This is a genomic window from Frankia sp. R43, from assembly GCF_001306465.1.
GTDB classification, from domain to species: domain Bacteria; phylum Actinomycetota; class Actinomycetes; order Frankiales; family Frankiaceae; genus Parafrankia; species Parafrankia irregularis.
Genome location: NZ_LFCW01000002.1, coordinates 662,208 through 687,656 on the forward strand (window position 1 = coordinate 662,208; position 25,449 = coordinate 687,656).

The following is a 25,449-nucleotide window of genomic DNA, read 5'->3' on the forward strand; positions in this document are numbered from 1 at the left end:
TCAGACCCACTTCTGTCCAGGGATCTCCAGGAACGTCTGGACGTCGTTCTCGTCGCGGACCTCGAAGGCCTCCGCTCCGGTCTCGCGCCCGTAGGCGATGGCCTCCCCCTCGGTCGGGAAGTCCGCGGGCTGGTGGCCGTTGGGGTAGCAGGTGTAGGTGCGCTCCATGGCGATCTCCTTTGCGTGCGGTTCAGGCGGCGGCAATCCGGGCGTGGGTTAGCAGAGCGGTCCGAGGTACCGGCCGTTCACGATTACGTTGGCGAAGCGCGTGCGGCCGTTCTCCGCCCAGTGCTCGGCGACGATGGCCCACGTCTCACGGGCCATGGCCCGCTCGTCCTCCGGGGTCGACATGCGGTCGACGCGAACAAGCAGCGTGGAGCACTGCGACGCGCGCTGGCTGGTCACGCTGATCACAGCCCCGGACAGGACGGAGCCCGCGACCTGACGGGCGCGGAGTGCGGTGCGGATCTTCTTCGCGGCGGTGGCGACGGCGGAGAGGGTTCGAGTGGTCATGGCGTGCTCCGTTCTCAGGCGGCGGCATCAGGCTTGGCAGGCGGGCGAGTGTCGAGATCGGCGAGGCCGCCCGCTGGCCGCCCGGAGGCGGGCGGCCAGCGGGCGGATTCAGGGCCGGCTGATGCCGTAGTCCCGGCGGCACCGGGCGGCGACCTTCTTGGCGCGCTGGGCGCGTTCGATGTCCGGCGTCGTGCCGTTCCGGTGCGAGATGGCCGCCAGGAACTGGTCCACGTACCAAGTCGCCTCGTCGACCAGGCCGGTGCCGCGGTAGCCGTATTCGCAGGCCATCAGGTACGCGGCTTGGTCGACGTAGTAGGCCTCCGCAGTCCGCACCGTGCGGATCACGGAGCCTCGAGGCTCCTCAAGGAGCGGCTCGCCCGCCGGGGTCGTGATCGCGCTGGCCTCCGCCTTGGCCCTTCGTGCCTTCGCGGCGTCCTCTCGGGCAGTGCGCGCGGCTTCCTCGGCGCGCTCCTCGTCGGTCTTGATCTGCGTCGGCCGTCGGCGGACCTCCACGGGGGCCTCCGGGAAGCAGACCGTGCAGGCCCGCTCTCCGGCCAGTTCGACAACCTCGCGCCGGGCCTTACCGGACAGGGCGGGGAGGAACACCTTCTGGGTGGTGGGGTAGCAGGTGTGGCAGGCGGTGCTGCTGTGGACATGGCCGCCGGGGACCACCCAGTAGCGGGTCCACGGGTCACGCCGGTACTGGTCGTCGATGGCCCGCTCGCGGCGCTTGAGCCGATCGAGCTCGGCCCGGAGGCGATCGGCCGTCCGCTGGATGCCGACCAGTTCGGTGTCGATCTCGGTCGGCGTGGCGAGAGCATTCGTGGTCACGGTTCGGTCCCCTTCCGGGAGCGAGGGTCAGGCGGCGGCAGTGACAGCGCGGACGGCCTCGCCAGCCGAGGTGGACATCAGCCAGGCGACGGCAGTGTGGTAGCACCGGCGGCCGTGCTGCCCGGCGGTGCAGTCGCAGTGGGTCGCGGAGGCTCGGTAGATGGAGCCGGCGCTGCCGACGACGGCGAAGATCTTGTTGTCTCCCATGCCTGGCAGGTGGACGACCCCGCCCAGCTCGATGACCTCGATGGCCCTCTCCACCTGGCTGGCGGAGTAGCCGGCGGCCGTGAGGGCGGCGCGGCAGGCGCAGGCCGGGCCATAGCCGGCGGCGCGCGAGGCCTCCGTGTGGAGCGGGCGGTTGCACCCCTTGCAGCGGATGGTCTCCTGGGTGATCACGCGACCTCCAGCCTCTCTGACCTGCGGCGACCTCTAAATTGTAAATGGCCATGTGACAAAACGTCAAATAAAGATGTGATGTTCTGTCACATGGCCATGTTAAGATCGTGCGCATGGCAGGAGACGAGAGCGAGCTGGCCGCACTGGTGGCGGCTGTCAACGCCGCGCGTGAGCGCGAGAAGCAGGTGCGCGACGCCGCGCACCTGGACTACTGCCGGGCGATCCGCTCGCTGGTGAAGTACGAGGAGGACGCGCACGGCAAACACGGAGCCCAGCGTCGGGTGGGGCGCCACCTGAACATGTCCGCCCAGAACGTCGGGACGATGTTGGACCAGCTCTACAGGGCCGAGACTGGCCAGGAGCGCCCCAAGAAGCCGCGCGCCGCGCGAGCCGCGGCGACAGGGGGAGCGGCGAGCGATGCGTAGGTCTTCGCTCACCGCCGAGGACCTGGAGCGCGCGAACCAGATCCGAGATCTCTTCACGCGAGCGAGCCGCACGACGGACACGCCGCCCGCGGTCCAGGCCGCAATGGAGGACGCGGTGCGCGGCAACCACGGGCTCATCCAGTCGCACGGCCCGCTCATCGCGGCCGAGACACTCGTCGAGGTGGCGTTCCTTGCCGGCTACGCCGCGGGCGCGGCCGGACTGGATCTAGGGGCCTAGGGAAATGATCGACAACAGCTATCTCACCGACATGCCTCGCTGGCCGCAGGAGGTCAGTGAATGGCAGAACTGCGCCACCCCCAACCTGGAAAGCGGCTCCCTGGCGGAGGGGGACCGCGTCCGGCCGGCGGACGACAGGATGAGCCCGGACCATGAGGGCGGGGAAATCGAGGAACGCCTCGTTCTACGCGGAGTTTGGCACGGTCGGGTGAAGTGGGACTCCGGCCAGAAGGACGATGTCCCGCTCTACGCGCTGAATGTCGATCGGGTGCGAGTACGAGGTGCGGTGCCGCGAGAGGACTCCGAGGGCGCGTCGTGCTGACCACCTTGGCGGCCGTGCTGTTGGCAGCCTGCATGGCCGCCTTGACCCTGATCGTCACGGGCGTCATCGATACCGACGGCGGCACGTTCGTCGGCCTGTGCGCGTCCACCGCCGCGCTGGCGCTCGCCCTCACCGTCCGGATCGTGAGCGCCGGCCGGCGCTGAGGAGGCATCGTGATGAACGAGATCATCGGACGCCAGGATCGTGCGCCACGCCTGGGCCTGTTCTTCGACGGCGCCCTCGTGGGAACCGCCGCCTCCGATGACACCTACGGCCACGAGGCGCAGCGCGCGGCAGCGGTCGAGCTCGGTGTCGACCCCGGACGCATCGAGGTACTGGGGGTCTGCCCCGACCACCCGGAAGCCTCGGCCGTTGACTGCCCCGACCACCCGGACCCGGGCTGGCCAGACTAGGCCACCGCGAGCCAGTAGAACGTCCGCGCCCCCGCGGACACGTTGGCCCCGTCCCGGCGTTGCACGACGAACGCGAAGTCCGTAGTGGTCATGTTGCCCACCGAGAACGTCGGCGCGGCCAGGTCCAGCAGCGGGCCGGACACGAATGCCGCGCTTGGCGCCACGGGGAACGCGGCCGGGAACGTGACGGTCACGGTGAGGCTGTTCGTGCCGCCCGGGAACGTGCCCACTACGCTGCCGCGCTGGCCGGTCAGGGCCGGCACCCCGGTCGCGGTGGGATCGGTAACCGCGCCGGTGACCACGTAGGAGTCCCCGGCCGGCGCCAGCACCACCCGGTCGCCCGCCACCGGGGCGTACGGGCGCAGGTATGGGTACGGGCCGGTGGCCACCGCGTCCCCGTCCACCAGCACCAGCGGGTCACCGCCGGTGTAGCCGGGGTCCACCGTGCCGTACCGGGGGTACAGCGTCCGCCCGGACTGCACCCGCGCCGTCCGCAGCTCGAGCGCGGCCATCCGGTGCTTCAGGTCCGCGATCGTGGCCGCGAACCGGACCTCCAGCGACGGCAGGTAGCGGCTCATGGCACCAGCCCCAGGTGGATGTCGCCGAGCTTGAGGGAAACCTCGGCCCCCCGGTCCGCGCCGGGCGGAGTGGCCGTCCAGCCCACCAGCCGCACCAGCGCTACCAGTCCGGGCCGCCCACCGCCGGGGGAGGGGTGCAGCTCGGAGGTGACCGACAGCCACAACGTGGAGCCCAGGTCCAGGTCGGCCAGCGCGGGCATCGCGTCCCCGGCCAGCTTGACCTCCGGGATGGCCGTGCAGCCGCACCGGGAGGCCACCGTGGTGTCCGCGTAGGTGTCCACCTCGGCCTGGCCGGTGACGGTGCCGGAAAGGGAGACGGTCTCCTCCAGCAGCGGGTAGCCGGCAGCCAGGTCCTCGGTGCTCACCCCGTGTCCGGATGTCGATATCCACGCCTCCTGGCTGCCGGAGTCCGCCGACGCGGTGGCCGTGGCCCGTACGTCGTTGGCCGACTCGCCTCCGGTGCGCGGGTAGGCGTAGTCGGTCACGTTGCCCGGGTAGGTCAGCGTCAGCCCGCTCTCCTGCGCGCCGCGGCCCACCCGCGGCTGCCCCAGCACCAGGCGCACCGAGCCGCCCGCGGTGGGGTGATAGGTGGGCGCGAAGTCGAACTCGAGGTCCGCGGTGGCGGCCAGCTCCTGGAGCGCGGCCAGCACCTTCTTGCTGTCGGACCCGGCGTACTGCACGGAGGCGGTGACCGTGGAGGCCTCGGTGGTCAGCTCCAGCGCGGCCACTCGCCCGGAAGGCCCCTTGCCGGTGGTGGCGTAGGTGACCAGCGCGCGGGCGATGTCGAACGGGTCCACGTTCGTGTACGCGAGGTCCTCGCGGATCTCTCGGCGCGCGAACAGGGAGTGCATCGTCTTGGCCTGGATGGGCAGCTGCCCGGAGCCGATGGAGCTGTGCGGCCAGTCCCACACGAGCCCGGCCCACACCGGCTCGGCGCCCTCGCTCACCCACAGCAGCGTGCGCCGCGGCTCCAGCGCGGCCAGCAGCGGCCCGTTGGCCGCCGGGACCCGGCGCAGGTCCAGCGTGGCCGACAGGTCGCCAGCCTCGCCCAGCGTCCGGGAGAAGCTGTCCACGTCCAGCGGCAGCCAGTCCGCCAGCACGTCCCCGGTGAGCAGGTGGGTGGACCAGTAGCGCAGCTGCCGCATCAGAACTCGATCGTCCACACGTCGGACGTGAACCGACTGAAGATCACGTTCCCGCCCGAGCTGGCCCCGTTGCCTGCGGTGATCCGCACCGGGATGTTGCCAGCCGGCGCCCCCCAGATGGCCAGCACGTCGATCGGTGCCGCGCCGGAGGTCGACACACCCTCGTTCTGCGCGAGCCGTCGCACAGTGCCCACCGGGTTCTCAATCTGGAGTGCCGCGAAGGCCGTGCTGCCCAGCCAGCGCGTCCAGACCCGGGCCTTGACCACCACCAGGCACGGCCGGGTCGGGTTGACGGTGGTGTAGTCGATGTACGTGCCCGAGGCGCCGGGCGCCCGGGTGACATCGGCCGCGAAGTCGTACATGTAGTTGGTCACCCCCGGCGCGCGGGCCAGCATCTCCCAGGCCGCCCCGGTGTAGGCCCGCAGCGCCCGGGTGTCGGTGTCGTACCGCAGCAGCCCCGCGAACGCGGACAGCGCGTCCGTGGACAGCGCCGGCACCACCCCGCCGGCCGGCACCGCGAACACCCGTAGATCCGTGATGTTGCCGGCGACGATGGAGGAGGTCCCGGCATTGACCCGCACCCGGGCCAGCCGCAGCGCGTTGGCCGGCACACTGGGGTCCACGGGCGACGAGGCCGCCGTCCCCTGGACCACCTCGACACGCCCGTACGAGCTCGCGGAACCCACGTCGGAGACGTAGGCCACCACCAGGTCGTTACGCGGCAGCGAAGCGTGCGCGGCGTTGGTGTTGACGCCGGCCGCCGCGGACAGCCCAAGCCGGTACACTCCCTGATCCGCGGACTGCGTGCCCTGAACCGAGGCGAAGCCCGCCGCGACGGTCAGGTTCAGCCCGCCGGCCGCGGAGACCTTCAGCGGGTCACCTGCCCCCGGTGTCACCCCGGAGCGGACCACGATCGGCCCGGAACCGCCCGCCAGCGGCATCGCGCCCGCGCCGTCGAGCTGCCGCAGCTCCTTGGCGTCGAAGGCGACTCCGTCCAGCCAGGTGGGGTTGATGGTGGTCACGAAGGTGGCCACGGCTCTCCTCTCAGATCCAAGCGTCGCGCCAGGTCACGGTCATCACGGCGGTGCCATCACTGGCTCCGTCCAGGCGCAGTGAGTTCTCGCCCGGGGACAGCACCCACCACCCGGACAGCGGGCTGGCCGCGCGGAATGCCCCGTTGTAGGTGGCCTGGCGCAGGTCCAGGTCCAGCACCAGCACGTCCCCGGCAACCAGCTCCAGCCCGGGGAAGCTCACCTGCGCCCCGCTGCCCAGATGGGTGATGGCCGGCGAGGCGATGGCACCGGTCAGCGTGACCACCGGCCGGCTCTCGAACGTGCCCGCGTTGACCACCGTCACCGAACCGCCAGGCGGGGCCTCGGCGAAGGTGAACGGCGGCGTGATTGGCAGCGAGATGCCCGCCGCGGAGACTGTGTTGACCGCGGGGATGGACGTCTCGTGCAGCTCGGCGCCGTACCAGCGCGGGTCCGGCGCCACCAGGCCGATCTCGAAGTCGGCCGAGGTCAGCGTCGGGCAGACCTCGGCCAGCGAGCCCGAGCGGCGCACCTGGCACTGCTTGGGCACCGGCTCGTCGTACCGCAGCGTGGTCAGCGCGTTGACCGGGACCGCCCCGCGCATCCGGGCCCGCGCGGCGTCCCGCGCGGACTGCGAGGGGGCGTCAGCGCTCACCCGCAGCGTCAGCGTGCGCGGGGCGTAGTACTGCGGCCCGGCCCACCCGCCGTGGTCCCCGGAGCGCTGCGCCACCGTGCCCGCGGTCGCCGGCCCGTCCCAGGCGTTGAGCCCCTGCCAGGTCCAGGCCACCCCGGCCTCGTCCACGAGCCCGAACTCCAGCGCGCCCAGCGCCCCGGTCCAGTAGCCGCACCCTGCCTGCGCCGACATCAGGCCACCGCCAGGGCCAGCTTGCGCTGCATCTCCGCCAGCATCTCCGGCGTCGACATCGAGCGGTCCAGGTGGAAGTGATTCGTGATCGTCTTCCCGCCGCCGGCTTCGTGGTTGGGGGTCACCCGGGCGCGGGGCGCCCCGCGGCCGAGCAGCATCAGCTCCGGCCCGTCCTCGCCGACCCAGAACGGCACCCCGTGCGGGGGCAGGCCACCCCGCGCGTAGCCGCCTGGCCGGGCCCACGCCGACAGCGAGCCGTAGCGGGCGAGCGTGTAGCGGATCGAGGCGTAGATGTTGGCTAGCGGGTCCGTGCTCACGCCGTACAGGAACGGCCCCTTGTCGCGGAACTGGCCGGCATACGCCTCGAAGGTCGAGCGGATGAGCTGCATCGGGCCAACGCTGGGGTGCCCCTGCTGCCAGTTGATGTCCCAGCGGTTGACCGCCTGGGTGTTGCCGCCGGACTCCTGGTTCATGCGCTGCAGCAGCAACGTGATCCAGCTTGCAGGCTGCCCGGCCAGCGAGAGCGCCTGGAGCGCGACTCCGCGCCACTGCTCCGCGCCGCCGCCCGGCCCGGGTCCGACGGACTCGCCCTCCTTGCCGCGGACCCACTCCAGCAGCTTGTCGAAGGGCGACTGGACGAGCCGGCCCAGCGCGCCCTTCAGGTCGGTGCCGGTGCCCAGCGTGGCGTTGATCGCCGCGCGCAGCGGGGACAGCGCAAGCTCGAACCCGCGGGCGATGCCCTCCCGGGCCAGGTCCTCGACCTTGTCCACCACCCGGCCGCCGGTGGCGTCCCAGGCTGCGCCCAGCCCGCCGGTGATGGCCCCGCCGATGCCCATGGCTGCCCCGCGCGCCTGCCCGCCGCCGCCGAACAGGCGCCGCAGCGCGAACATCGCCTTGTGGCCGCCGGCGTTCGCCACCTCCTGGGCGGTCCAGACGTGCTCATTGAACATCAGGCGCCGCAGCACGCTGTCCTTGCCCGGAGTCCCCTCCAGGATCGGCCCGCCGCGCGCTAGGCCCGGCACCTTCAGCTCCGGCATGTCCGGCACCCCGGGGATGCGCCCGACGATGTTGTTCCATGCCTTGCGGATGCCCGAGTTGTAGACCGTGTTCACGACGAAGCGCACCGGTGCGGCGGCGACCTCGCGCAGCCCGTCCCAGATCGTGCGGATGCCCCCCACGGTGGTCGAGAAGATCGTCTTGATGCCGCCGAGCGCCGTGCCCACCGCGCCGGAGACCAGACCGAAGATTCGTGTCGTGGTCGCCCTGATCGCGTCGAGGGCGCCGGACCAGTCGCCGCGGAAGATCGCTGACCAGAACGAGAACAGGCCGCGGATCACCTCGAATCCGACCCGGAAGGGCAGGGTGAACCACGTCCACCAGACCTTGACGTTCGTCAAGATCGCGCCGAGCCCGATGTCGATTGCGCCACGCCAGATGGCCAGGCCGCCCCGCACGATCGACGAGACGAAGTCGAAGCTGCCCCGCCAGATCCCGACGAAGAAGCCGCCGAACGCAGCCGCCGCCGAGCCGACGGCGCGGAACACGCCCATGGTGTCCGACCCGAAGCCGACGAACCAGCGGCCCACGGCCTGCGCGGTATTACCCACCCAGCGCAAGGCGCCGTCGACGATCCGGCGGAAGGACTCGCTGTGGGTATAGGCGTACGCGAACGCGGCGGCCAGAGCGATGATCGTCGTGATGACGATGCCGATGACGTTGGCACGCATCGCCGCGTTCACGCCCATGATCCCGCCGCGCATCAGCGCCAGCCCGCCGGTCACCGCCCGGGTGGCCGCGCCCATCAGCAGGGTGCGGGTCTGCCAGATCCACTGCGCGGTCGTCACCGCGGTGACCGCCCCGCGGTAGGCGTACCAGGCCGCGGTCCCGGCCAGCACCGCCACCACGAGCGTGTTGATCAAGGTTCGGTTGCGCTCGTAGATGCCGAGCGCCCCGCTCACCACCGCGACCACCGCGGCGATCGTCACCTTGATCGGCGCCATCGCGTGTGAGGCGCCCGCGAACACCGGCGAGATCCCGTTGCCGAAGCGGATCAGCGCAGGCACCGCCGTGCCGCCGAGGTAGTCGATCAGGTCGGCCTTGATCGTCCGGATGAAGCCGGACAGCCGCTGCTGCGGAGTGGAGTAAAGAGCCTCCCCGGCCCGCGCCGTCGAGCCGGCCAGGTTGGCCACCCCAGTAGCGCTAGTGGACATCGCGGCCATCACCTTCGGCCCGAGGTCCTCGGCCTGGGTCCCGAAGAGGTCCACCAGCGCGGTGTTGTAGGCCACCGGATCCTTGATCCCGCCCAGGGCCTTCGCCGTCTCGGAGAAGGCGTCCCGCGCGGAGGCGCCCCCGGCCGCGATGCGCCGCGCCATCGTGTCCGCGTCCAGCCCGGCCAGCCGGAACCCCTCGGCGGAGGTCTCCGACCCGTCGATGGCCCGGATGGAGAACTCCTTGAGCGCGTCCGCGGCGATGTCGCTGTTGTGGGCCCCGGCGGCCATCGCCGCGTCGATCAGTGAGAGCGACTGCGGGCCCGTCAGCCCGAGCTTGACGAACTGCCCGCTGTACTCGTTGAGCGTGTCGATCCAGTCGTCGCCGAGGTTCAGCCCGGACTGGAAGCCCGTGGTGATCACGTCGAAGGCGGATGTCATGTCCGGTACCAGGCCGGACTTGACCATGGTCGAGGCCGCCCGCAGGGTCTCGGGCACCTCGACGCCGAAGACGTCGCGGATGGTCAGCGCGCCCTGGGTGGCCTTGCCCAGTTCGGCCTTCGAGACGGCACCGAACCCGCCCATGGACTGGGCGATCTGGCCGACCGTGTTCTGGACGTCGGCCAGGGACTCACCGAAGTTGTTCCTGAAGACCTGCTGGGCCACGGACCCGGCGGCCTGAGCCTCCTTGGCGGTGGCGCCGAAGGCGGCCTGAAGCTGGGCCTGGCCGGTGGTGGCCGAGTCGAAGGCGCTCTTGAGGGTGGCGCCCACCACGCCGGCGATCACCGTGCCCATGCCGACCAGGCCGACCTTCAGCCCGGCGGTGAGCCGCTGGCCGATCCGCCGTCCACCGCCCTCGCCCTCGGCCTCACCCTGGCGGCCGGCGTCGCGGACCTGGCGCCGCACCTCGCCCGGGTCCACCTGCACCGGGATGCGCACCGGCTCCATGCGCCCGAGCCGGGACGACAGCTCCCGGGCGAAGCCGCCCGTCTCGGGCAGGACCGTGACGTGCCCACGAGCGATCTCGAAGCCGGCGGCAGTGGACACGCGCTACCCCCGGCCCCACTCGATCAGCCCGGCGAACCGGGAGGAGTGGCGCAGCTCCTCGTCGCCGACCCGCTCCGGCGCCCCGGCACTCGAGTCCGACCGGCCCGCCACCCGCGGGTCGCACGGGGAAGAGGAGTGCCGCTGGTGCTCCAGCGCGAGCTCCTCGGCGCGCATCCTCATCACTCCTCGGTAGGCCGCGAGCCGCCAGGCCAGGCGGAAGAACCGCGGCCCGGACAGCGCGTACATGTCCTCGATGCGGTGGATGGCGGAGAGATCGGACTCGATGTCGGCCAGGTGGTCCAGCACCCAGATCACCTGCTCGATGCGGGGCCGGGTCAGCCTTTTCCCTGCTCCAGGCTCCCGAGGACGACCTTCTGCGCGGTGCTCAGGATCCGGTCGAGCTGCTCCTGCTTGAGCGGGTCGTGCTCCATCAGCGCGCGGTAGCCGTCCTCGCCGACCATCCGCTCCAGCAGCATCTGGTCGGCCACCCCCTCGCCGTGGTGGCGGGCCTCCCACAGGTACAGCAGGGCGACGTTGACCTTGGGCGCATCCGGGATGGTGTAGACCTTGCCGTGTAGCCGAAACAGCTCCACCACCCCTGGCGGCGTGGTGGGCGGGGGCTCGGCGTCAAAGTCGACCACCACCCCGTTGACCGCGGCCGTCGTGGCGTTGCTCGGGCCGACCAGCGGTGCCGGGGGAGCGGACGCCGTGGCCGGCGCGGGCTGCGGCCACGGCGCCACCGGGCCCTGCGGCGGGTACGGGCTGTGCGGCGCCGCGGGCACGTGCAGGGCGTAAGGGTTCGCGCCGAGCTCGGCGGGCGCGGTCATGCGGTCGCGTCCACGATGCGGAAGGGCGGCACCGAGGCCGACACGTAGTGGGCCGCGAAGGTGACCGGCAGCAGGGTCTGGTCACCTTTCTTGTACGCCATGCCGACGTCCTCCACGGACAGCGTGCGGCGTACGAACACCCGACGCCGGTACCCCTTCGGTGCGATCCCGTCGAAGATCAGTGCCGTGTAGCTCGGCTGAGTGGCGCTGGTGTCGTTCGGCGGCGACCAGGCCGCGAAGCCGGCGCCCGTACTGGTGGCCGTGGCGTTGTTCAGCGAGGTGGCGAGGTTCTCCAGAGTGGCCTCGGCGAGGTTGGTCTTGATCGTGGCCTCGCGCTTGGTCAGCCGGCGGCCCGGGATGTCGACGACCTGGTCCACCTCCAGCTCCGAGTAGGTCTGGGAGATCGTCATCGTGACGCCGTCCTGAGTGCCGCCGACGTCCGTCCAGCCCGACGGCGCGGGGGTGGCATTGACCTGGGTGTCGGACGGCTCGGCGGTACCGAACGCGCCTCGATAGAGGGTCCCCGGACCCTGGATCAGGTTGGAAACATCGACCGGCACTACTCCGCCCTCCCGCTGTCCGACCCACGCCGGGCCATCTTCGGTGCCTGCTCCTCGCGTCCGTCCTCCACGAGCAGCCCCTCGTGCCGCAGCAGGCTGTACTCGGTGTCATCCACCTCGATCTCCTCGTCCGGGCGGATAGTCGTGCGCACGGTGTGGGTCACCGGTAGTCCTCCTTGCGCAGGGGAAAGCGAACGGCCGCCATGCCCGGGTGCACCGACAGCGGCATCGAGGTAGCGACGAGGTCCGTCGGGCAGGGCACCACTCGGCTGGCCGGGAACAGGAACTCCAGCTCGGCCCGGTCTCCGTGCACGATCGCCCGGCCCTGGTAGCTCAGGACCTCGCCGGAGCGAGCGCCCACCAACGCCCACAGCGCGGTCACGGCCGCACCCCCGACGCATCCGTCCAAGGCAACGCGAGGTCCAGGTCGTACCGGGCGTAACCGGCCTCGTCGTCGGGCACCCGGCGCGGCTCGGTGAGTACGTAGGCCTCCAGTACCCGGGCCCGCAGCCCGCCGACGGGCAGTTCCACCACGCGCCCGGCCGCGCCCCAGGTGCCGGCCCGCACCGCCTCGGCCAGCGAGTTGGCCTTGCCCCACGGCGGCTTGCCGCTGGTGCGCGGCGCGCACGCCCAGCAGCTCACCGCAACCACCGGCGCACGCACGGGAAGGTGCGGGTTGGGGGAGCCGCCCACCACGGCCACCTGCACGAACCCGGTGGAAGCCCAGGCGGCGGTGTCCGTCGGCAGGGTGGTGGCCACCTGCTGTGCCGGCACCTCCGGCACGGTGCGCAGCCAGGCCACGGCCACCAGGTCGGTGGTGGCGACGACGGCCGGCGCGGTCACGGGGTGCGCCGCCGCATCAGCGCTGGGCGCAGGTAGGGCTGCGCGCGCGTCCGGGACGTGCCGCGCTCCACCAGCTCGCCGTAGTCCGTGGCCCCGCGCGGGCCCACCCGCAGCTCCAGGCCGTGGGCCTCGGCGCCCAGGTCGCGGTACAGGTCCCCGGTGTCCACGGGCACCGCGCGCCGCGCGTCGGCCAGGATCGCCGGGCCCAGGGTCTGGCGGTGGAAGCGCTCGACGTTCGGGGTGAGGTCGCGCAGCCAGGTGGGGAACATCTCCACCCTCACCACGTCTGCCATCGTCCCCACCTCCTCGACGGAGGCGGCCCGCGGCGGGGGAGGCCGGTCTACCCGGTGGGAGTCACCCGGCGCAGGTCGCACACCACGTCAGCCGCATGCACCAGGTCAGTGGATGTGACGACGTCAACGACTACATATCGTGTTCCAGACGCTACATCACGTATCCGATCGCCGCTAGAGAGTGAGACTCCCGGCCTAAACCTCCCCCGGGCCCGGCGCACCGTGCGCGGCTTGCCGGTGGCTCGGTCCCAGGTGGTGCGGGAGGTCTCCGTGATCACCGCCGGCAGCCCCCGATACGCCAGCACGTCCGCGTCCGCGGCGTCCCCGTAGGCGTCCGGCAACTCTCCGCGCAGCACGTCCACCCGGTGCGTGGCCACGAACGCGCTCACAGCGGAGTCCAGGTCTCGTCGTCGTGGTCGCGAACCTCGGTCCGCCGGGCCAGCGCGTCCCGCACGTCCGGTGGCACCTCGCCCTGGCCCTCACCAGCCACCCGCGCCGACCGCATCCGCCGCCACGACAGCCGGCGCAGCGCCCGGTCCGCCAGCGGGGCCAGTAGCCAGGCATCCGCGCTGGCCGGGGCGGCCCGCAGCCCGTCCTGGTCCAGGCTGGTCACGTCCGTGCGACTGAACACGTCCACCTGCGAGGCCATCCACGCGGCCTGGTAGGCCACCGCCATCCGCAGGTGCCGCACGTCCCGGGGCCGCACGGCGAGATCCGCCGCCGCCTCCTCGGTGGTGCCGGAGTAGAGGTCGATCACCGCCTGCGCCTGCGTGAGTTGGCCGTCCGTCACGGTCACCCCGGTGATCTGCTCGGTGTAGCTCGCCTCGGCCCACGGCATCTCAGATCACCCGCACCCGTCCGCTCGAGCGGCGCACCGGCCGCTCCTGCATGCCTCCGCTGGCCCGCACCCACACGTCATAGGTGCCGCGGGGCAGGGGCACCGCCCCCTCTGGCCCGACCAGTACCCGCGCGTGCCACAGGCCCAGGGCGCGCTCCCACTGCGCTGTCACCCACGCCTCGGGCGCTGGCACGGACCCGGGTCGGACGAACGCCAGCTCCGCGGCGATCCCGCGCGCCACCGGGTCCACGTCCACCCCGTCCGCCGTCATCACCCACGGCACCAGCACGTATTCGAGACTGTCCGCGGCCAACTCCAGCGGCTGCATGCCCCCTCCGCTCAGGTCCACGGCGCACCCACCTGGCAGTGCGTCCAGAGCCAGCCCGTCCACAGCTCGACGTCGCCGGTGATCTCACCCTCGGCGGCCACCAGCACGGCAACGGCTCCGGCCTCCTCCGCCAGCGCCACCGCGCCCGCGCCGGACAGCGTGTCCGCGGCGCTGGCCGGGCCGGTCAGGTCCAGACGGACGTCCAGGTCCGCCAGCACCGCGGCGCCCTCGGCCGCGTCATCGAGCGCCGCTGTGGCGCCGGCGGCCTCGCCGAACTCGACTAGGCCCGCCTCGGCGAGCGCCGCATCCACGGCCGCGCCGAGCTCCTGCCCGGCGACCCCGGCGTCGTCGAGCCCGGCGCTCGCACCTGCGGCCAGTCCGGCATCACCACCGGCCAGGTCCTCCAGCCTCACGGCCACCCCGTATGTCAGCCCGTCCGCCCCGACGCCAGCGTCGACCAGGGCCCCGGACGTCACCACCGCGAGCAGGTCCGTCCCGACCCCAGAATCGAGCAGCGAGGGCTGCCCCTCCTCCGAGACCACCAGCCCGTCCGCCCCCACGGCCCCGTCGCCGAGGCTCGCCCCGACCGAGGCAGTGGCGCTGTCCGCCCCGCTGCCCGCCTCGGGTAGCGGAGTGCCCACCGCGACGGTGAGCACCTGCGTGCCCGCGCCCCCGTCGGACAGTGCGCGGGGCTGGCCTGTCACCAGCGTGTCCGCGGCCGTCGCGGCGTCGGCGAGGCCGGGTGCCCCGGTGACGGCGACCGTGTCCTCGGCAATGCCCGCCTGGGTGAACCCTGCGACCTCTGCCGCCCCCAGGGCCTCTTCCGCGCCGGACCCATGATCAGCCAGGGCCAGCTGCTGCCAGGCGCTGAGGACCTCGACCACGCCTGCCTGCTCGGCCAGCGACACCTGCGCGGAGGCGGCGAGCGCCTCACCGCCAGCACCGGCGTCGGGCAGGTCCGAGCCCACCTGCCGAGTAAGCGCGTCCGTGGCGGCGGTCGCGTCCACGATGCCGCCCTGGCCGGCGACCGCCACCGCCTCGACTGACTGCCCGGCCTCCGCGGCTGGCGCGGTCCCCGCGGCGCCGAGGGTCTCGGCGGCCAGGGCGGCATCGACGGGGGTCACCTGCCCGGAGGCCGACAGTTCCTCACCAACTGCCCCGGCGTCCGCGATTCCGATCGGCGTGCCCACGCGCAGCACGTCCACCGTGCCGCCGGAGTCGGAGGTACTGACGGCCTGGCCGGCCGCCGTCAGTACCTCGGCGCCGGCGGCAGTCTCGGTCAGCGCCACGACGATTCCCGCCACGTCCTGACCGTCCGTGGCCACCGCCGCATCAGTCAGCGCGCCGAGCGCCGCCGGGGGCACGAACGTCTCGGTGCCCGCGCCGGACTCGCCCAGCGCCGCCGTACCCGATGCGGTCAGCGCATCGGCACCTGCCGCGTTCTCCGTGGTACCGGACCCGGCCAGTGCGGTGAGCGCGTCGACGGCCATGCCGGCATCGGCCACGGCCGCGGGGGAAGGCTGAGCCGACAGCGCCTCCCCGCCCGCAGCGGCCTCGACCAGCCCGGCGCCGGCGGCAACGCCCGCTGCCTGGGTGCCGGTCCCGGCGTCGACGCTCGAGCAGTCCACCGCCGCGGTCAGGGCCCCTCCCGCCGTCGCGGCGTCGGCCGCGCTGGCCGTGATGTCCGCGGTCAGGACCTCGCCAGCGCTGGCCGGCTGAGACATGCCGGCGGCCACGACCACGGCCAGGACATCCGAGCCGGCACCTGTGTCCACCAGGCTCACGGCCACCTGCTGGAACTGCCAGCGCGGCATCAGCGGGAAGGGCACAGCCGGCCCCTACCGCTGGTTGACCAGGATGCGCGATACCCGGATCTGCTTGGCCGAGGCGGCCAGCGTGGTCACACTCGCCTGGTAGCCGAGCTGGGTGAACGCGCTCGGGATGGTGACGCTGTGGGTCGCGACAAGGACGTCCCCGACCCAGAAGCGCACGACGCTGGCGGCCCAGTTCAGCTCCGCGCGCAGCTCGTAGGTGGTCACCGCGGCGATCGCTGCGATGGTGACCGTGACGGTGGCGTTGGTGCCGTCGCAGGTAACCGTGCGCCAGTAGGACGTGCCGTCGATCGCAGAGTCGTAACGGAAGTAGATCCCCGTGGCGGTCGACGCGCCGCTCGCGGCCGGGCCCGCGCCGCTGGAGCGGTCCGCGGTGACCAGGCCGACGACATAGCGAGTGCTGGCTACGGAGGTGTTGTCTGTCTGGATCTTGCCGTAGAAGTAGGGCAGCGAGCTGGTGCGCAGGTGGGTGTAGTTCGGGCTCGTGACCCCGCCGACGCTTCCCGCGGTCGCAGCCGTGGTGAACAGGGCGAAGTTGCTTTCGATGGTGTCGGCGCCGCCCGCGGTCGCGGCGGTCAGCGTCGGCGCCGGGCAGCCGATTGTCTGGAAGGTGGACGCGCCGCCGGAGGCATGGATGCCCCAGGTGATCCGCCTCGATGGCGCCCCGAGCTCCTCCTGGTGCCCCGAGGAGGTACGCAGCATGAGCCGCCCGGCCCGTGACCACAGCACCACGCCCGCACGGGTCGCGAATGCGTTCTCGGCCGTATGGGAGCCATCCGGGTTCGAGCTCGGCGGGGTGTCGGCGTCCCCCAGGGCCAGCACGTCGATCCCGCCGCCCGGGTCGCCCTGGGCCATCCGCACGCCGCCGTAGGAGTTCGCCGCGAACCGGCGGTCGAACACTCCGACGGCCGTGAACAGAAGGTCGTTCGGGTCAGCGGAGTACAGACCCGCGCCGCCGAATGGCGCGACGCCGAAGATGACCGCGCCCCGGAAGTCGCGCACGAGTAGCAGCTGGCGACTGGAGCCTTCTCGGCCTCGGATGACCACGCCATCCCTGGAGCCGTCCGGGAGTAGAAAATTCCAGACGCCCTCGTTCGAGCTCCCCGTGCCTCCCAGGACCCGCTGGACCGTGCCGCCGGAGACGTAGGTGCCCGACCCTGTGGCGGCCGAGAGGGTGAAGGCGGTGTTGCTAGTGATCGCGGCGATGGTGCGGACGCCGTTGACACCGGAGATGCCGGTGGCGCCCGAGATGGTCACCACGTCACCCGCGCCGTAGCCGTGGCTGGCGGACGTGGTGATCGTGACGGTGGAGGTTCCGGCGACTCCGGAGATTGCCAGAGGCGCCTCGCCGGAGATGATCGTTCCGTCCGCGAGCACCCCGGCGCGGGCTGCGATGTCCCCGGGCAGGCGCGTGTCCCATACGCGGGCGGTGATCGCGGAGGCCACCCGGCCGGCGAACGCGGTTACCGCGCGGGTCAGCGGCATCTCAGGTCCACTCGGCGACTCGCGCCGCCCCGTCGGCCGCGGACCAGATCCCCGAGACGATCCCGGTGTACCGGGCGGGCAGCTCGTAGTAGTCCCCGGGGCCGAGCGCGACCGTGTAGGACGTGGCCGTCACGGTGCCGGCGCCCACCCGCAGGTAGAGCGTGGCGGTGGACTCGTTGGTGATCGCGGCCCCGATGCGGGCGGTGTTGGCCGCCAGGACGGTGACCGCACTGGCGGAGGCGGCGACGTTGGTGTGCGTGCCGGTGCTGGCGGCCCGCTCGCGCACCGCGAGGTTGCCCGCGGCGTCCACCCCGGCTACGCGCCCCGGGGTGATCCCGTCTCCGAGGGTGACGGTCTGCTGGAGCTCGCCGCCGACATCCTGGGCGTCGAGGGTCTTGGTGGTGTCGGCGGCGTCCTTCGCGCTGATGTTGGAGTCGGCCATGCCGCCCCCGCTACGTGAAGCTGAGAGTCGCGGTGGCGGTCCAGGTCTGCCCGGCGGCCTTGGTGCCCTGGGCGATCGACGTGGCGTGGTTGAGCAGCGGCGCGGTCACCGTCGCGCCGGACGCGGTGCCGGCATCCAGGCCCATCTCGTTCCACGCGAAGTTGCCGTCGGAGCCGCCGAACACGGCCACGTAGGTCAACGTCTTGGGCACGGTGCCGCCCACCGTCGGTCCGCCTGTGCTTGCGGTGACGAGCTGGAACCAGCGGTTGGCCGCGCCCGAGGCCGCCGCGAGGTCGGTGTCCGCGGCCACCGCCGGCACCGAGCCCCCGCCCGCCGTCACGGTGCCGTTGCCCACCCCGATGCGCGTGTGAGTGTTGTCGTAGGCCTGCCCGCCCAGGCCGCCAGCCAGGTTGAGCAGCCTGGTCCACCCGGCGGTGCACAACACGTTGCCCAGGTGCTCGGTCACCGCGTACGGCGCCACCCGCAGGCGCGCGAAGTCCCGGTCCGTCGGCGCCCGGTCCAGCCGGAGCGTCGCCCACCGGGTGGCGTCCGCGCCCCAGCGCTCGACCCGCCACAGCGTGGTGGCCCGCCCATCACCGGGGAGGGGGATGCCGGCACCGGCCGCCAGCGCGCCGCCGGCGTGACCGTGATCGAGGGTCACGACTGCTCCACTTCGGCCTGGGCGGCCTCGCGCGGGTCCGCGAGCTCCACCGGCACCGCGTAGGTGAGCACGGTGTGCCGGCCGTCCCGGTGCGGTTCCTCGCTGACCAGGCGGGCCTCCCCGGCCGGGCGCAGCCCGGCGAAAACGGCCTCATGCGTGGTGCCGGCCTGGTTGGGGCCGTGGTCGAAGCCCTCGCCGTAGGAGCGGGCGTCCACCACGAACTGCCGGCGGAACTCCCGAGCCTGCCCGGCCCGTTCGGGCTCGTCCCGTCCCCGGCGGGCGATCACCTGCTCGGCGCTCTCGCCGCGAGGGGTCTCGGCGCTGGCCTGCCGGGTGGCCATCAGCGGGTGTCTTCCATGATCGCGAAAGCGCCCGGGTGGCCGATCGTGAACCCGCGCCGTGAGCGCATCTTCAGGATCGACTCGTCGGACAGGAAGCCGATGCCGGTGTCGCCGGACACCATCCGGGACTCCGGCCCCGAGCGCATGCCCAGCTTGAGCATGGTCCGGTTGCCCACGATCATCAGCGGGTTGCCGCCAGGCCGGGCGGTGTTGATCGCCGAGGTCCGCGCGCCCATGCTCCAACGCACCGGCAGCTCGAACAGCGTGTCCGGGGTGCCCTCGCGGCCACTGATGAAGATCGGACGGCCGGAGTCGTCCTTGATGCCGCGGAAGTTCTTCCGAAAGGTCGGGTGCGCGAGCACGAGGACCTCGTCCTCGGCCCAGTAGTCCGAGTTCTCCACCAGGTTGACCGTTTCGGACAGCGCGTCGTACGAGGGACCGCCGCTCCCGGTCGCGGTGTAGTTGCTGTTGGCCACGTAGCCGACGTCCGGGTCATCGGTGCGGATCGCCCGGTAGACGCTGGTGAACAGGACCGTGGTCCCGTTCTCCGCGCCGGTGCAGCCCAGGGTGGAGTTATCCAGGTACTTGGCGTACGAGGTCGCCCAGTCCCGCTGCTTGACCTGGATGATCGCCACGGGGGAGTCCGCGAGGTCCTCATCCGCGATGCGGATGGCCTTGCCCATCTTGCGGGCGGTCAGCAGCACCTCGTCGTTGAGCGAGACGTCCTCGCCGTAGGTCTGCCCCTTGCCGACGCCCTCGACCTCCACGCCGCCGGAGCGGGGGATGGTGCGGGTGTCGGTGCCCATCGGGACGCGCAGCGCCACGTCCTCGACCACGGACATCTGGCGGATGCGCTGGATGACATCGGAGTCCTGCTCCTCCGGAATCCAGTCGTCGAAGATCGTGCGAGCCACGGCGGGCGCCTTTCGGTGCGGATGGGTGAGTGATTCGCCCATCCGGGCGTCCTGCCGTGCGCTCCACCTGGAGCCGTGGTGCCGGTGCCTCCGCTCGCCGCGCTCATCCGGGCGCCAGCGAGACGTGCCGTCGATCCGTCACGGATCTGGCGGTGATGCTAACTCTCTGTTGCGGCCCTGTCGAGGTAGTGGAAGGTGTGCGGGGCGGGTGTGACCCAATGGTGACGACGTGCACCAAGTGTGGCAATCTGGGTGCATGGCGGATGTCGATCGGGGGACTCGGTTCCAGGGCGCGAACCGGTTCACCGGCGAGGAGGTGGCGGAGCTTGCCACCGCCTACCCGAATCTCGCTGACACTCGTCGCTTGCTCGATAGGGCTGGATTTCATTTCCCCGATCTCCCGCAAGTTTGGCAGATTTGGTTTGAAGTGATTGCCGGTGTCGAAGATGGCACATTGAGAGACGGGAGGGAAAAGATTCTTGGAGTGGCACATCAAGAATTTCCCGAAAATCCCGTCTTTCGGCGCGGAACCCTTTTGAGTAAACTTGGTACTCAAGGCGTAAACCTGGTTGATTCAAATGTTTTCATGGAGGTGGCGACCTCTCCTTTCGCGGAGCTGGCGAATCTTTGGAGTGCCTCCCATTTTGCGTGGCAAAATAGACCGCAGGAAACGGAAGCCCCGCTCCATCGGAGGCGTATCGAGGCGTTCGTGCTCAGGAATCCGGGTCTTGGCTCTGGGCCGGTTTCGGTCGTTATTTGGGGCGGAGATACGGGTGCACGGGAGAGTCCGCCGAGCGATCCGCCGCCCCCGCGAGGAAACGTGGGGGGGCGGCGCGCTAGGCGCGCTTCGTTTGAATTTGAAAGTGATTACCGCCATCGGCTACCGCTGGAATTGCAACTCCTGCGGGCTCAGGTCGCAAGGGAACGTGCGCTTCTCGGTAAGCTTTCTGAGGAACGCCAGAGGCTCGCAGCGCAGCTGGCCGGAGAGGGTGAGCTGCTCGCTGAGATATCCAGAGAGCGGCAGCGCATCCAGCTCCTATCTGCCGACGAGGCGGGGCGGTATTCACCTACCTCGAGTGTCGACGAAATTGGGTCGACTGATAATCCGTCGAATGCGGACGGTCAACGGGATTCGCTCGGGCCCGCATCGCCGCAAGGAGGCTTTTTCAAAAAGATCCTCGGTTCGGCGCTCCGTGCTTTGCGTTTCTCTCTCCCAGTCAGGCCACAGCCTCCTACGCTGCCGCGCGAGCCTGATCAAGGCGAGGTTTCGGCTAACCTCCATGCAATTCTAACTAAGATCGAAAACGAACTTGACGGTCAGTTCCAACGCTTCGGTGAGCTCGTGGCCGAGGAGTCTTCCTACACTACTACGAGTCATGAGGATCCAAGACGGTGACCGCCTCCCATGAGACATCGACCGCCACCGTCCCGGGTCTGGATTCGCTCGATGTCGGAAGACTCTATGACGCCAGCCTTATTGAGAGGCTCAGTCGCAAGGACCCTGAGGTTCGCGCGTTCGTCATGGAGCGCATGAAGGCCGAGCACGACAGCCTCATCGAACAGCGCCGCGAGCGGACCCGCCGGGCAGGCAGTGAGGCGAGTCACCGGTACCGGCAAGCCTGGGCGGAGATAGGTGTTCGTGTAGCCGGGATCGGCTTAGGCTTCGCTGCCGTCATAAATCTCTCGGCGCTCGCCAAGCACTACAGCGACATCGGCCAAGCCGGCTACGGCGTCCTCATCGTCACGAGCGGCGCCGTGGCGATCGCCGGCATCTTCGTCCTCGGCAAGTTCGTCGGCCGCATGCCGCGAGTTCCGATCAACACACAGAGTCCGCCGCCGGTCGACCCCAGCGCCAACGGAGGCGGCCCGGCCGCACCCTGAGCGACCGGGCCGCCGCCCTCAGCCCAGCAGCGCGGCCAGTCGCTCGGCCGAGGTCTTGGCCTTGGCCGGCTCGGGCTTGCGGTCTGCGGCGTCGGCCTTCGGTCGCTTCGCCGGCTCCGGCTTGGGCCTGGGGAAGAACTCCGGGTAGTCGGCCTTGATCGCCTCCACCTGGTCAGCCAGGCCGGTCACCTCCCCGTCCACGTCCACCTCGATGCTGTCCTGGTCCAGCAGGCGGTACAGCCGCGCGAACTTGCCCTCCGACGGCTTGCCGTTCTCGTCGATCAGCGCGGCATTCGCGTCGTGGAACGCGGCCTTGGCCGCGGAGCGGACGATGATCGGCTTGTAGCGCCCCTCGGTCTCCTTCGCGGACTCCTCCTGGGCCTCCCTCAGGGCCTTGTCGTGGTCACTCTCGCCCTTGCGCTTGTCCGCGGCCACCTGCTCCTTGAGCTTGCGCAGATCGGTGCGGTAGCGGCGTGCCTCCTCCCGAGTGCGGGCCAGGGAGTCCCGCAGGGTGCGCAGTTCGGACGCGCTCGGCCGGTCCTCGTCGCCGTTGTCGTCCGCGTCCTTGCTGGCGTTCTCGTCGGCGTCCGCGTCGCGGTCGTCGTCCCCGCCGCCGGACTTCGGGTCGGTCCTGCTCTCCTCCTTGCTGCCGACCTTGCCCTCCTCAGCGCCGGCGTCGTCGGTGTCGTCGTCCTCCGGCTCGGGCCGGGCGTCCTCGTCTGCCATCGCGTGCTCCTCTCATGTCGGTCGCGCCCAACGGGCGGGTGGTCAGCGGGTTGCTACGGGGACCTGCCGGCCCGGGAAGTGGCCCTCGCGTACGGCGCGGGCAGCCACCTGACGCACCGAGGCCGGGGCGCCGGCGGGGGAGATCGTGGCCAGCAGCCTGTCGGCCGCGCGCACCCGTGCGGCGCCTGACTCGCTCGGCAGGGACCAGCCGCGCAACACCGAGCGCACCGCCTCCCGGCGTAGTGCCGCCGCCCAGTCCGCGTCCCGGTCCGGCGCGTACGGGATGGTGTGGCACCGGCACCGGGGATGGCGAGGTGCTCCCTTGAGGGCGCCCGCCACCTTCGGTGCGGTGTCGCCGTAGGTGGCGGTCTTGCTCCAGGTGCCGTCCGCGTCGCACACCACTCCGGCCAGGCGCGTGCAGGCCAGGCAGGCGTCCCGCTCGGCCACCCACACCCGGCGCATCCCGGCGGCCTGGCTGACCTCGGCCACGGCATCGTCCACCGCGGAGACCACCACCACGGCGGTGTGCGTCTCCAGCCGGGTGACCGCGCGGCGGGCCTGCCCGAGTGCCATTTCCAGCGCGGAGTACCCGGAGGCCCGCACCAGCTCGGGCCGCAGCAGGGCCAGCGCGGCCACCTGCTGCTCGCCCACCATCGCGGCCACGGGAGCCAGCGCGGCCCGCGCGCCGGGGGTAGCACCCCCAGGCGCCGGCACGGGGGGATCAGCGCCTGGAGGTAGCTGCTCACGAGCCTGCCGCACCCCGAGCGCGCGAGCACGCACCAACGCGGCCGACAGTGCCCGTGTCGCGATATCGGCGGCACCGGCGAACGCTCCGGCCAGCGCGGTACGCAGCGAGGACAGCAGCCCGACCACCCCGGGGCCGGCCGGGGCCTCCAGCGCGCCGAACGCGCGCAGCCACCCGCGGGCCGCCACCGTGGCCCACCCAGCCAATCCCGCGGCCAGCTCACCGGCGACGGCCTCGGTGGTGGCGTCCACCAGCTTGCCCATCTCATGCGCCGCGGCGTCCAGCGCCTCCTGGTCAGGCACTGGCGTCCTCGTCCGGGGCGTCGATCAGGGCGCTTACCGCGCGCTCCACCTGCTCCGCGCTGATCACGTTGAGGGCCACCCCGGCCCCGAGGGACTGCACGGCCTGCCCGAGCTTGACCAGCAGGTCGACCTTCGGCTTGATCTCGTCGCCGCGGTGGTAGCCCCAGGCCTCCACCTGCTCCGCGGAGTAGCCGGACTCCAGCAGGGCCTGCCGGGTGGGAACCCCGGCGTCGATCTTGGCCTGGATGGCGTTCCAGCCCTCCAGGTCGTCAATGCTGCGCACCGGCGCCCACGCCGGCCGGATCTCCACCTCCTCGCCCAGGCCCGCCGCGCGGGCCGCGCAGCGCCAGGCGGCTTCGTGGGTGTCGCCGAAGCCGGCGAGGCGGTCCTCGACCTTCTTGTCCAGCGGCGCCTCGGCCGCGCGCAGGCTCTCCCCGCTGGGCGCGTCCCCGGAGATCTCGAAGAAGTGCGCCGGGGTGGCGGTGGTGGCCCCCATCCACTGCACCATCGCCGTGGCCGGGTCGAGGAACGCCGCGACATTGGCGGCCTGGAACTCGCCCACCTTGTCCACGTTGCGCAGCCACCACAGCTCCCCAGGCCCAGCACGCAGGGTGGACCGCTCTGCCGTGGGGGCCTGGGTCTCGTCCTCCTCGTCGAAGCCGCCCGGGTCGTCCGCGTCGCCGCCGGCTACGGCGTAGCGCTGCGGGAAGCCCTGGAAGTCGATCGAGGACATCAGGGTGGCCACCAGCTTGGTGATCGCGTTCTGCGGCCCGTAGGCGTTGGCGTGCTCGGGCACCCCGTAGGGCCGGGCGGTGCGCAGGTGAAACACCGGCACCTCGCCGAGCTCGTGCTCGACCTCGTGGTCGTCATCCTCCCCGTAGGGCTCCCAGTCGCTGTCCACCTCGCCGCGCTGCCTGGGCTGCTCCACCAGCACCCACCGCTCCACCCGGTCCGGGTAGTAGAGCGTGGAGCGCAGCCGGCCCGAGGCGGGCAGCCACAGCTTCGCGCCGTAGCGGACCTTCCGCGGGTCCTCGTCGTCATAGAACGCCCGGGTGGTCAACGGGGAGTTGTGGAACACGTCCACGTCCCCGTCCCTTTCCCCGGGCCACACCAGCAGGTAGGCGTCCCCGTACACCTCTGCGTCCCGGTGCGCGTCGGCCACCTCCGCCCGCATCCGGTTGCGGCGCCACTGCGCGGCCAGCCAGTCGGCCGCCGCCTTGTCCGGGGAGGTCAGGCCCAGCAGGCGCAGCCGCTCCAGCACGGCGTCCACCGGCCGGCAGGCAAGGTTGATCTTGTAGTGGGCGCCGGTGGCCTGGAGCTTCTTGCGGATGGCCGGTGAGGCGAACACCTCGTCCACCTGCCCCCGGTAGTAGGCCATCGCCTCTTCGTAGCCGGGCCGGGCCTCCCGGATCGCGCACACCGCCGCGGTCAGGTCCGACACGTCGCCCTCACGAGTCCCACCCGGCTCCGGGCGCCAGCCGGTCCGCGCTGGAGCGGGCGGCGTACTCCGTCCGGGCGCCGCGGCGTGCCCAGTCCGGCACCGGAACCCCCGGCGCGGCCTCGGTGTGCCGAGTCGAGCCAAGGTCGGCCCCGCACACGCAGTTGCCGGCGCCGCTGGTGACGTCCCGGGCATAGACGTGCGGGCGCCCGTACGCGCCGGGCCCCGGGCCGACCGTGCCCTCGAAGCCGGGCACCTCCCGCTCCGATGTCACGAGTCACCGTCCAGGTGCTCGATCTCGGCGTTGGCGTACTCCTCCGCGTACACGTGATCCGGGCTCTCGCCGCCCGCGCACCGGCGCAGCATTCGCAGCAGGTCCTCGCCGGAGATCACGTGCCAGCCCAGAGAGCCCGCGGGGGCGTCCGCGTCCGGGAGCTGCTGCGCGGGCAGGTCCACCGCGCGCTCGGCTCCCCGAGCCAGTCCAACCACACCACGCGGGTGGCCCCGCCGTGGCCGTGGATGGCCCGGACCTGCTCCATGCTGGCGTAGATCCCGGTGGAGCGGTGTTCCCCGTGCCAGTGCAGCGCGGCCACCCCGTCGTCCCAGCAGGTGCCCTGTGCCACCTCCCCGAGGCCGGACACCCCGGAGATGTCCCGGTCGCGCACCAGCAGGAACCGCCGGGGGAGCGCGGCGCTCCCGGTCCTCGTCACGCCTCCTCCTGCTCGGTGCATACCCGCAGCGCCTCGTGCAGCAGGCCGCGGAGCTGCCACAGCGGCATCTGCTCGTCGCGGCAGTGGATCTGCACCATGGCCAGCGGCCCTACCCCGTCCACCCGCGTCCACGCGGAGACCGCCACCCAGTGGGTCAGCACCCCGCCCGCCACGTACGGGACGGCGTCCGGGTTCTGCTCGGCCTGCGCCGCCAGGTCCGCGGTCAGTGCGTCCTCGATGGCCGCAGCTGGCATCGATAGGCTCACGAGTTC

At 71.8% G+C, this 25,449-nt stretch carries 39 protein-coding genes; 7 read left to right on the plus strand and 32 right to left on the minus strand.

The genetic code is table 11. The annotated features are described in order from the left end of the window. From ACG83_RS45295 to ACG83_RS10540, 4 genes are all read right to left on the minus strand, one after another. Positions 1 to 168 (minus strand): hypothetical protein, encoded by a 168-nt coding sequence (locus ACG83_RS45295; protein WP_161934734.1) that lies wholly within the window; start codon positions 166 to 168, stop codon positions 1 to 3. A gap of 48 nt (positions 169 to 216) precedes the next feature. Beyond that, on the minus strand, positions 217 to 513 hold the full coding sequence (locus tag ACG83_RS10530; RefSeq protein WP_054565961.1) for a hypothetical protein: 297 nt from the start codon (positions 511 to 513) through the stop codon (positions 217 to 219). A 108-nt stretch (positions 514 to 621) separates the two neighbouring features. Further along, a complete protein-coding gene (locus tag ACG83_RS10535) occupies positions 622 to 1,344 on the minus strand; it encodes a hypothetical protein (RefSeq protein ID WP_054565962.1) in 723 nt (240 codons plus the stop codon). Positions 1,345 to 1,371: 27 nt separating this feature from the next. Next, positions 1,372 to 1,740 carry a DUF6011 domain-containing protein gene (locus tag ACG83_RS10540; protein ID WP_054565963.1) on the minus strand — a complete coding sequence of 123 codons (369 nt, stop codon included), beginning with the start codon at positions 1,738 to 1,740 and terminating at the stop codon, positions 1,372 to 1,374. Positions 1,741 to 1,853: 113 nt separating this feature from the next. On the opposite strand from ACG83_RS10540, the gene ACG83_RS10545 reads away from it, so the two are divergent. From ACG83_RS10545 to ACG83_RS10560, 5 genes are read left to right on the plus strand one after another with little or no spacing between them, the layout of a single operon-like run. Continuing rightward, positions 1,854 to 2,165: a hypothetical protein gene (locus tag ACG83_RS10545; RefSeq protein WP_054565964.1), complete on the plus strand. Its 312-nt coding sequence runs from the start codon at positions 1,854 to 1,856 to the stop codon at positions 2,163 to 2,165. Beyond that, the gene (locus ACG83_RS10550) at positions 2,158 to 2,403 is read left to right on the plus strand and encodes a hypothetical protein (protein ID WP_054565965.1); all 246 of its coding nucleotides are present in this window, start codon (positions 2,158 to 2,160) and stop codon (positions 2,401 to 2,403) included. The genes ACG83_RS10545 and ACG83_RS10550 overlap by 8 nt, the downstream gene beginning before the upstream one ends. A 4-nt stretch (positions 2,404 to 2,407) precedes the next feature. Next, complete coding sequence (locus ACG83_RS10555) at positions 2,408 to 2,725, plus strand: hypothetical protein (RefSeq protein ID WP_054565966.1); 318 nt, start codon at positions 2,408 to 2,410, stop codon at positions 2,723 to 2,725. Continuing rightward, a complete protein-coding gene (locus tag ACG83_RS45300) occupies positions 2,719 to 2,889 on the plus strand; it encodes a hypothetical protein (RefSeq protein WP_161934735.1) in 171 nt (56 codons plus the stop codon). The genes ACG83_RS10555 and ACG83_RS45300 overlap by 7 nt, the downstream gene beginning before the upstream one ends. 12 nt (positions 2,890 to 2,901) lie before the next feature. Then, positions 2,902 to 3,138, plus strand: a complete 237-nt coding sequence (locus ACG83_RS10560; RefSeq protein WP_054565967.1) for a hypothetical protein — start codon at positions 2,902 to 2,904, stop codon at positions 3,136 to 3,138. On the opposite strand, the gene ACG83_RS10565 is transcribed toward ACG83_RS10560, so the two are convergent. From ACG83_RS10565 to ACG83_RS10660, 21 genes are read right to left on the minus strand one after another with little or no spacing between them, the layout of a single operon-like run. Then, on the minus strand, positions 3,135 to 3,716 hold the full coding sequence (locus ACG83_RS10565; RefSeq protein WP_054565968.1) for a hypothetical protein: 582 nt from the start codon (positions 3,714 to 3,716) through the stop codon (positions 3,135 to 3,137). The two genes, ACG83_RS10560 and ACG83_RS10565, sit on opposite strands and share 4 nt — an antisense overlap. Then, positions 3,713 to 4,861: a hypothetical protein gene (locus ACG83_RS10570; RefSeq protein ID WP_054565969.1), complete on the minus strand. Its 1,149-nt coding sequence runs from the start codon at positions 4,859 to 4,861 to the stop codon at positions 3,713 to 3,715. Before ACG83_RS10570 ends, ACG83_RS10565 begins: the two co-directional genes overlap by 4 nt. Further along, positions 4,861 to 5,895: a hypothetical protein gene (locus ACG83_RS10575; protein ID WP_054565970.1), complete on the minus strand. Its 1,035-nt coding sequence runs from the start codon at positions 5,893 to 5,895 to the stop codon at positions 4,861 to 4,863. Before ACG83_RS10575 ends, ACG83_RS10570 begins: the two co-directional genes overlap by 1 nt. A gap of 10 nt (positions 5,896 to 5,905) precedes the next feature. After that, the gene (locus ACG83_RS10580) at positions 5,906 to 6,757 is read right to left on the minus strand and encodes a phage tail domain-containing protein (protein WP_054565971.1); all 852 of its coding nucleotides are present in this window, start codon (positions 6,755 to 6,757) and stop codon (positions 5,906 to 5,908) included. Beyond that, complete coding sequence (locus ACG83_RS10585; RefSeq protein ID WP_054565972.1) at positions 6,757 to 10,011, minus strand: phage tail tape measure protein; 3,255 nt, start codon at positions 10,009 to 10,011, stop codon at positions 6,757 to 6,759. The genes ACG83_RS10580 and ACG83_RS10585 overlap by 1 nt, the downstream gene beginning before the upstream one ends. 3 nt (positions 10,012 to 10,014) lie before the next feature. Next, positions 10,015 to 10,317, minus strand: coding sequence for a hypothetical protein (locus ACG83_RS44045; RefSeq protein WP_054565973.1), 303 nt, complete (start codon positions 10,315 to 10,317; stop codon positions 10,015 to 10,017). A gap of 29 nt (positions 10,318 to 10,346) precedes the next feature. Continuing rightward, positions 10,347 to 10,838, minus strand: a complete 492-nt coding sequence (locus ACG83_RS44050; protein ID WP_054565974.1) for a hypothetical protein — start codon at positions 10,836 to 10,838, stop codon at positions 10,347 to 10,349. Continuing rightward, on the minus strand, positions 10,835 to 11,398 hold the full coding sequence (locus ACG83_RS10600) for a hypothetical protein (RefSeq protein ID WP_054565975.1): 564 nt from the start codon (positions 11,396 to 11,398) through the stop codon (positions 10,835 to 10,837). The genes ACG83_RS44050 and ACG83_RS10600 overlap by 4 nt, the downstream gene beginning before the upstream one ends. Then, positions 11,398 to 11,562 (minus strand): hypothetical protein, encoded by a 165-nt coding sequence (locus tag ACG83_RS45305; protein WP_161934736.1) that lies wholly within the window; start codon positions 11,560 to 11,562, stop codon positions 11,398 to 11,400. Before ACG83_RS45305 ends, ACG83_RS10600 begins: the two co-directional genes overlap by 1 nt. Further along, positions 11,559 to 11,780 carry a hypothetical protein gene (locus ACG83_RS10605; RefSeq protein ID WP_054565976.1) on the minus strand — a complete coding sequence of 74 codons (222 nt, stop codon included), beginning with the start codon at positions 11,778 to 11,780 and terminating at the stop codon, positions 11,559 to 11,561. Before ACG83_RS10605 ends, ACG83_RS45305 begins: the two co-directional genes overlap by 4 nt. Further along, positions 11,777 to 12,241, minus strand: coding sequence for a hypothetical protein (locus tag ACG83_RS10610; protein ID WP_054565977.1), 465 nt, complete (start codon positions 12,239 to 12,241; stop codon positions 11,777 to 11,779). The genes ACG83_RS10605 and ACG83_RS10610 overlap by 4 nt, the downstream gene beginning before the upstream one ends. Continuing rightward, positions 12,238 to 12,534, minus strand: a complete 297-nt coding sequence (locus ACG83_RS10615) for a hypothetical protein (protein ID WP_054565978.1) — start codon at positions 12,532 to 12,534, stop codon at positions 12,238 to 12,240. Before ACG83_RS10615 ends, ACG83_RS10610 begins: the two co-directional genes overlap by 4 nt. 47 nt (positions 12,535 to 12,581) lie before the next feature. After that, the gene (locus ACG83_RS10620; RefSeq protein ID WP_054565979.1) at positions 12,582 to 12,923 is read right to left on the minus strand and encodes a hypothetical protein; all 342 of its coding nucleotides are present in this window, start codon (positions 12,921 to 12,923) and stop codon (positions 12,582 to 12,584) included. After that, positions 12,920 to 13,372: a hypothetical protein gene (locus ACG83_RS10625; protein WP_054565980.1), complete on the minus strand. Its 453-nt coding sequence runs from the start codon at positions 13,370 to 13,372 to the stop codon at positions 12,920 to 12,922. The genes ACG83_RS10620 and ACG83_RS10625 overlap by 4 nt, the downstream gene beginning before the upstream one ends. A 1-nt stretch (position 13,373) precedes the next feature. Further along, positions 13,374 to 13,700, minus strand: a complete 327-nt coding sequence (locus ACG83_RS10630) for a hypothetical protein (RefSeq protein ID WP_152991326.1) — start codon at positions 13,698 to 13,700, stop codon at positions 13,374 to 13,376. Positions 13,701 to 13,711: 11 nt separating this feature from the next. Further along, positions 13,712 to 15,529, minus strand: coding sequence for a hypothetical protein (locus ACG83_RS10635; protein WP_054565982.1), 1,818 nt, complete (start codon positions 15,527 to 15,529; stop codon positions 13,712 to 13,714). Between the two features lie 9 nt (positions 15,530 to 15,538). After that, positions 15,539 to 17,017, minus strand: coding sequence for a ubiquitin-activating E1 FCCH domain-containing protein (locus ACG83_RS10640; RefSeq protein WP_054565983.1), 1,479 nt, complete (start codon positions 17,015 to 17,017; stop codon positions 15,539 to 15,541). A gap of 1 nt (position 17,018) precedes the next feature. Continuing rightward, complete coding sequence (locus tag ACG83_RS10645) at positions 17,019 to 17,459, minus strand: hypothetical protein (protein WP_054565984.1); 441 nt, start codon at positions 17,457 to 17,459, stop codon at positions 17,019 to 17,021. 10 nt (positions 17,460 to 17,469) lie between these two features. Further along, the gene (locus tag ACG83_RS10650; RefSeq protein WP_054565985.1) at positions 17,470 to 18,120 is read right to left on the minus strand and encodes a hypothetical protein; all 651 of its coding nucleotides are present in this window, start codon (positions 18,118 to 18,120) and stop codon (positions 17,470 to 17,472) included. Next, positions 18,117 to 18,461 carry a hypothetical protein gene (locus ACG83_RS10655; RefSeq protein ID WP_054565986.1) on the minus strand — a complete coding sequence of 115 codons (345 nt, stop codon included), beginning with the start codon at positions 18,459 to 18,461 and terminating at the stop codon, positions 18,117 to 18,119. The genes ACG83_RS10650 and ACG83_RS10655 overlap by 4 nt, the downstream gene beginning before the upstream one ends. Continuing rightward, positions 18,461 to 19,417 (minus strand): phage major capsid protein, encoded by a 957-nt coding sequence (locus ACG83_RS10660; protein ID WP_235497820.1) that lies wholly within the window; start codon positions 19,415 to 19,417, stop codon positions 18,461 to 18,463. Before ACG83_RS10660 ends, ACG83_RS10655 begins: the two co-directional genes overlap by 1 nt. A gap of 214 nt (positions 19,418 to 19,631) precedes the next feature. On the opposite strand from ACG83_RS10660, the gene ACG83_RS44055 reads away from it, so the two are divergent. Further along, complete coding sequence (locus ACG83_RS44055; RefSeq protein WP_152991327.1) at positions 19,632 to 20,771, plus strand: effector-associated domain EAD1-containing protein; 1,140 nt, start codon at positions 19,632 to 19,634, stop codon at positions 20,769 to 20,771. Further along, positions 20,768 to 21,256, plus strand: a complete 489-nt coding sequence (locus ACG83_RS10665) for a hypothetical protein (RefSeq protein WP_054565987.1) — start codon at positions 20,768 to 20,770, stop codon at positions 21,254 to 21,256. Before ACG83_RS44055 ends, ACG83_RS10665 begins: the two co-directional genes overlap by 4 nt. An 18-nt stretch (positions 21,257 to 21,274) precedes the next feature. Here the strand turns inward: ACG83_RS10665 and ACG83_RS10670 are convergent, their stop codons facing one another. From ACG83_RS10670 to ACG83_RS10695, 7 genes are read right to left on the minus strand one after another with little or no spacing between them, the layout of a single operon-like run. After that, entirely contained in the window at positions 21,275 to 21,982 is a 708-nt protein-coding gene (locus tag ACG83_RS10670; RefSeq protein ID WP_054565988.1) for a hypothetical protein, read from the minus strand. Positions 21,983 to 22,024: 42 nt separating this feature from the next. Then, positions 22,025 to 23,029, minus strand: a complete 1,005-nt coding sequence (locus ACG83_RS10675; RefSeq protein ID WP_054565989.1) for a hypothetical protein — start codon at positions 23,027 to 23,029, stop codon at positions 22,025 to 22,027. Then, the gene (locus ACG83_RS10680; protein ID WP_054565990.1) at positions 23,022 to 24,470 is read right to left on the minus strand and encodes a phage portal protein; all 1,449 of its coding nucleotides are present in this window, start codon (positions 24,468 to 24,470) and stop codon (positions 23,022 to 23,024) included. The genes ACG83_RS10675 and ACG83_RS10680 overlap by 8 nt, the downstream gene beginning before the upstream one ends. Before the next feature lie 7 nt (positions 24,471 to 24,477). Continuing rightward, positions 24,478 to 24,741, minus strand: a complete 264-nt coding sequence (locus ACG83_RS45310; protein WP_054565991.1) for a hypothetical protein — start codon at positions 24,739 to 24,741, stop codon at positions 24,478 to 24,480. Further along, complete coding sequence (locus tag ACG83_RS47590; protein ID WP_255354720.1) at positions 24,738 to 24,860, minus strand: hypothetical protein; 123 nt, start codon at positions 24,858 to 24,860, stop codon at positions 24,738 to 24,740. The genes ACG83_RS45310 and ACG83_RS47590 overlap by 4 nt, the downstream gene beginning before the upstream one ends. Then, positions 24,857 to 25,177, minus strand: a complete 321-nt coding sequence (locus ACG83_RS10690; RefSeq protein ID WP_152991329.1) for a hypothetical protein — start codon at positions 25,175 to 25,177, stop codon at positions 24,857 to 24,859. The genes ACG83_RS47590 and ACG83_RS10690 overlap by 4 nt, the downstream gene beginning before the upstream one ends. Beyond that, positions 25,174 to 25,443, minus strand: coding sequence for a hypothetical protein (locus tag ACG83_RS10695; RefSeq protein ID WP_054565993.1), 270 nt, complete (start codon positions 25,441 to 25,443; stop codon positions 25,174 to 25,176). The genes ACG83_RS10690 and ACG83_RS10695 overlap by 4 nt, the downstream gene beginning before the upstream one ends. Between the last annotated feature and the right edge of the window lie 6 nt (positions 25,444 to 25,449).